This is a genomic window from Actinoplanes sp. NPDC051411, assembly GCF_040682075.1.
Taxonomy (GTDB): Bacteria; Actinomycetota; Actinomycetes; order Mycobacteriales; family Micromonosporaceae; genus Actinoplanes.
This window is the reverse complement of sequence record NZ_JBFBAD010000225.1, coordinates 6,170-10,445: the sequence shown is the minus strand read 5'-3', so window position 1 is coordinate 10,445 and position 4,276 is coordinate 6,170. Positions and strand designations below refer to the sequence as shown.

The following is a 4,276-nucleotide window of genomic DNA, read 5'->3' as shown; positions in this document are numbered from 1 at the left end:
CGCCCTACACTATAAGCCCGCCGGCCGGCGGGCCCCCCCCCGCGGCCGGCCGGCGGCCCCCGGCTCGCCGCGGCGCCGGCGCCCCCCCCCCCCCCCCCCCCGCTCAGCGCGAGCAGCAGGGCGACGCCGTGCAGGACCGGCCGTGCCCACCCCGGGGGCCGCGATCTGCCCATAGGAAATGAGCTTAACGCGGCTTTTGTGGCTTACGGGGTCACTTGCCGGTCCAGACAAAACCGTCCTCGAGGATGATCCGCTCGGCGATCTTGACGATGTCCTCGTGGTGCCGGTTGGCGTGGTGGCCGCAGAACGTGAGCTCCCCACCGCTGGCCAGCTTGACCTCCAGCTTGGCGGCGGCGCTGCAGCGGTCGCACCGCTCGGCCAGCTCGTCGACCGTGGTGATCTCGGGCGTCAGCAGGGTGGTCATATCGCTCTCCTTGCTCGGTGGCGGTGTGCAGCGGTCCTGACAGGGGGTAGATCGGCCCTCCACCGGAGGGGATTAGGTCTTCCCCGGTTGCCATACGGGGCGTTCGCTCGCGGCCGAATTCCTTGCACCAGGCGTGCAACCGGGTGGATCCCGCAACCTCGATCCGACGTCTTCACCATTTCCCTCGACTGCCACCGGCATTCCGCTTCCCCCGGGCGATGTCCGCCGAAACAGATAATGAGAGGGAACACTTTGCGCATCGACACCGGGCGTATCGCCGCGCTCCTGGCCGGGGCGGCCGCCGCTGTCATCTGCGGCACACCCGTCGCCGCCCAGGCCGCGCCGGCCACCGGGACCATCCTCGGCGCCGGCTCCGCCGGTGCCATCGGGAACAGCTACATCGTCGTGCTCAAGCCGGGCCCGGCCGGCGTCGGCGCCGTCTCGCGCACGCTGACGAAGACGTACGGCGGGGAGGTCGCCGACGACTACCAGGCGACCGTACGCGGCTTCTCGGTCACCATGACCGCCCCGCAGGCCCGCCGCCTGGCCGCCGACCCGGCCGTCCGCTACGTGGAGCAGGACGCCACGGTCACGCTGACCGGAAGCACGCCGGCCTGGGGCCTCGACCGGATCGACCAGCGGCAACCAGCCCTGTCGAAGACCTACGCCGCCCCGTCGGCGGCCGGAGTCACCGCGTACGTGCTCGACACCGGCATCCGGATCACCCACCAGCAGTTCGGGGGCCGGGCGACCAACGGCTACGACGCCGTCGACCGGGACAACGTGTCCCAGGACTGCAACGGCCACGGCACCCACGTCGCCGGCACGATCGGCGGCTCCACCTGGGGCGTGGCCAAGGACGTCAAGCTGGTCGCGGTGCGGGTGCTCGGGTGCGACGGCTCCGGGTCGTACTCCCACATCATCGCCGGGATCGACTGGGTGACCCAGCACGCCCACCGCCCCGCGGTCGCCAACATGAGCCTCGGCGGCACCGTCAGCAAGGCGCTCGACGACGCGGTCAACCGCTCGATCGCGGCCGGCGTCACCTATGCCGTCGCGGCGGGCAACGACAAGCGGGACGCCTGCCGCCAGTCACCGGCCGACGACCCGGCCGCGATCACGGTCGGCGCCACCGACGACCGCGACCGGCGGGCGTCGTTCTCCAACTACGGCCGCTGTCTCGACCTCTTCGCGCCGGGTGTCCGGATCGAGTCCGCGTCGAACCGGTCGAACACCGCCACCATGATCATGAACGGCACCTCGATGGCGAGCCCGCACGTCGCCGGGGCGGCCGCGCTGGTGCTCGGCGCCCACCCGAACTGGACGCCGGCCCAGGTCCGCGACGAACTGGTCACGCAGGCCACGCCGGGCGCGGTGACCTCGCCCGGCAAGGGCTCGCCGACCAAGCTGCTCTACACCGGCTTTCTCAACCCGCAGGCCGGGGCAACCTCACACCGATAGCGTTGGGCCCTAGCCCAAAGCCCGTCGCACCCCCGGGAGGACCCCATGTCGCAGGCGACGGCGCCCGAGGAGCGCCCCACCGTCCTGGTCGTCGACGACGAAGAGGACCTGCGCGACATCATGCGGCGGATGCTCGAACGCCGCGGCTTCACCGCCCTCGTCGCCGGTGACTCCCGGCAGGCCATCGAGGTCTGCCGGGAGCATCCGGGCGACATCGACGTGCTCGTCACCGACCTGGGCCTGCCCGGCGTCTCGGGCGGCGAGCTGTCGCGGACGGCGTCCGAGCTCCGCCCGACCATGCAGGTCATCTACATCTCGGGGCTGCCGCGCGAGATCGCGGTGGCCGACGGCCTGATCGCCGAGGACGCCCTGCTGGTCAAGAAGCCGTTCACCACCGAGGGGCTGATCGAGGCCCTGCGCTCGGTGCTCTGACCCTTCCACCCCGATACGCCCCGCCCCGCCCGACCCGATCCACCCCCACCCCGGTAGTGGGTGGGGTCGAGTAGAGCACCTGCCTACGACAATTTTCGACGGCCATCACAGCCGTGCCGCCCGTCCCTGACGGGCGGCATTTCTTTTTGCCCCAACTGTCCACAGTGGCCACTCCCGTCCTGCACCCGATCGAAGACTTCAGTCGCACCTGCCACGACCGACTTTGGGACTCGAACGAACGATCCACGGGGGAGGACGACACGTGTTTGCCAGGATGGCATTGATTGGTGCGACCGCGACCGGAGTGGCCGTGAGCGCCGGGTTCACCGTGCTGACCGCGGGGGCGGCCGGCGCGGCGACGGTCGCGGAAACGCACACGATCGCAGCGAGCGAGGACGCGTACGTGTCGAGCACGCGCACCGGCGACAACTTCGGCGCGGTCGACAAGCTGGTGGTGGGCACCTCGGGCGGCGAGACGCGTACGTCGTACGTGAAATTCGTCGTGCCGGCGCTGCCGGCCGGTGCCGCCGTGGCCCAGGCCCGGCTCACCGTGCGGGTGGACGGCCCGACCAGCACGGCGCGGCTGACCGCCTACCCGGTCACCGGCGCCTGGAGCGAGACCACGATCACCGGAGGCAAGCTGCCCGTGACCGGCGCGACCGCGGCCGGCTCGGTGGTGCCGAAGAGCAGCGACACGTTCCTGACCGTCGACGTCTCGTCGGCGGTCAAGACGGCGGGCACGTTCTCGTTCGCCCTCAAGTCGGCGGCGACGAACGCGGTCACGCGCCTGCGCTCCTCGGAATACCTGACCTCGGAGCAGCGCCCGCAGCTATCGATCGACTACACCGCGCCGACGACCGCGCCGACGACCGCGCCGACCAAGGCACCGACGACCGCGCCGACCAAGACCCCGACGACGAACTGCACGACCGGCGCGCTGCTTGTGCCGACGTGCGGCGTGCTCTGGGGCGCCGCGGCCGGTGGCTTCACCGACACCCCGCGTGACCAGGCGCTCAAGGACTGGGAGACGCTGACCGGCCGCACCTCGACGATCTACCACACGTACCACAAGGGCGACGAGAAGTTCCCGACCCCGGCCGAGATCGCCATGACCAACGACCCGGCCCACCCGCGCGTCCTCATGCTCAACTGGAAGGTCTCGTACAACTCGACCTGGGCCAAGACCGCGGCCGGCGCCCAGGACGCCCGCATCGACGCGTGGGCCAACTACGTCAAGACGACCTACCCGACCAAGAAGTTCTTCCTGGTGCTGCACCACGAGCCGGAGAACGACGTGGACGCCACGGCCGGCTCGGGGATGACCGCCAAGGACTACGCCGCGATGTACCGCCACGTGATCCTGCGCCTGCGCGCCGACAAGGTCACCAACGTGGTCAACGTGCTCGCCTACATGGGCAACGAGAAGTGGATGGCCCAGTCGTGGTGGAAGGACCTCTACCCGGGTGACGACGTCGTCGACTGGGTCGGCCTCGACTCGTACGTGAGCGTCGAGAAGGGCTACTACCACTTCGGCGACTTCGGCAGCCTGCTCGACCGGCAGCCGACCGGCGGCGGCCTCGGCTTCTACGACTGGTCGGTCAAGAACCACCCGAGCAAGCCGATCATGGTGGCCGAGTGGGGCATGTACCACCGCCTCGCCTACCCGACCAGCAAGGCGGCCGCCTTCAGCACGGTCGTCCCGCAGCTGGCCAAGCACCCGCAGGTCAAGGGCATCGTCTACTTCGACACGGCGAGCGACGACTCGGGCGACCGCAACATCGCGGTCAACTCGACGCCGGACAGCCTGACCGCGTTCAAGCAGGTCGCCGCCAACCCGATCTTCAACGTGAAGCTCGGCAACTAAAAACGTTACTCACCCCCTGGGGTGGGGGGGGGGGGGGCCGCGAGGAGTCGCTGCGGCTAGCTGGTGTATGAAATTGGGGTGAGATGGGTCAGCAC

4 protein-coding genes are annotated in these 4,276 nt (G+C 70.2%); 3 read left to right on the top strand and 1 reads right to left on the bottom strand.

Annotated elements, in window-relative coordinates; translation table 11 throughout:
• Positions 1–211 precede the first annotated feature (211 nt).
• The gene (locus tag AB0M88_RS51640; RefSeq protein ID WP_364115457.1) at positions 212–424 is read right to left on the bottom strand and encodes a hypothetical protein; all 213 of its coding nucleotides are present in this window, start codon (positions 422–424) and stop codon (positions 212–214) included.
• A 252-nt stretch (positions 425–676) separates the two neighbouring features.
• Here AB0M88_RS51640 and AB0M88_RS51635 point away from each other — a divergent pair, with 252 nt between their 5' ends.
• The 3 genes from AB0M88_RS51635 to AB0M88_RS51625 all read left to right on the top strand — a co-directional run bounded on the left by AB0M88_RS51635 (position 677) and on the right by AB0M88_RS51625 (position 4,181).
• Entirely contained in the window at positions 677–1,885 is a 1,209-nt protein-coding gene (locus AB0M88_RS51635) for a S8 family peptidase (protein WP_364115454.1), read from the top strand.
• Positions 1,886–1,930: 45 nt separating this feature from the next.
• The gene (locus AB0M88_RS51630; RefSeq protein WP_364115452.1) at positions 1,931–2,317 is read left to right on the top strand and encodes a response regulator; all 387 of its coding nucleotides are present in this window, start codon (positions 1,931–1,933) and stop codon (positions 2,315–2,317) included.
• Positions 2,318–2,627: 310 nt separating this feature from the next.
• Entirely contained in the window at positions 2,628–4,181 is a 1,554-nt protein-coding gene (locus tag AB0M88_RS51625) for a DNRLRE domain-containing protein (protein ID WP_364115449.1), read from the top strand.
• The last annotated feature ends 95 nt before the right edge of the window (positions 4,182–4,276 follow it).

Excerpts from the sequence above, each read along its gene's own strand:
- AB0M88_RS51640 (WP_364115457.1), bottom strand. The coding sequence starts at position 424 with ATGACCACCCTGCTGACGCCCGAGATCACCACGGTCGACGAGCTGGCC.
- AB0M88_RS51630 (WP_364115452.1), top strand. The coding sequence starts at position 1,931 with ATGTCGCAGGCGACGGCGCCCGAGGAGCGCCCCACCGTCCTGGTCGTC.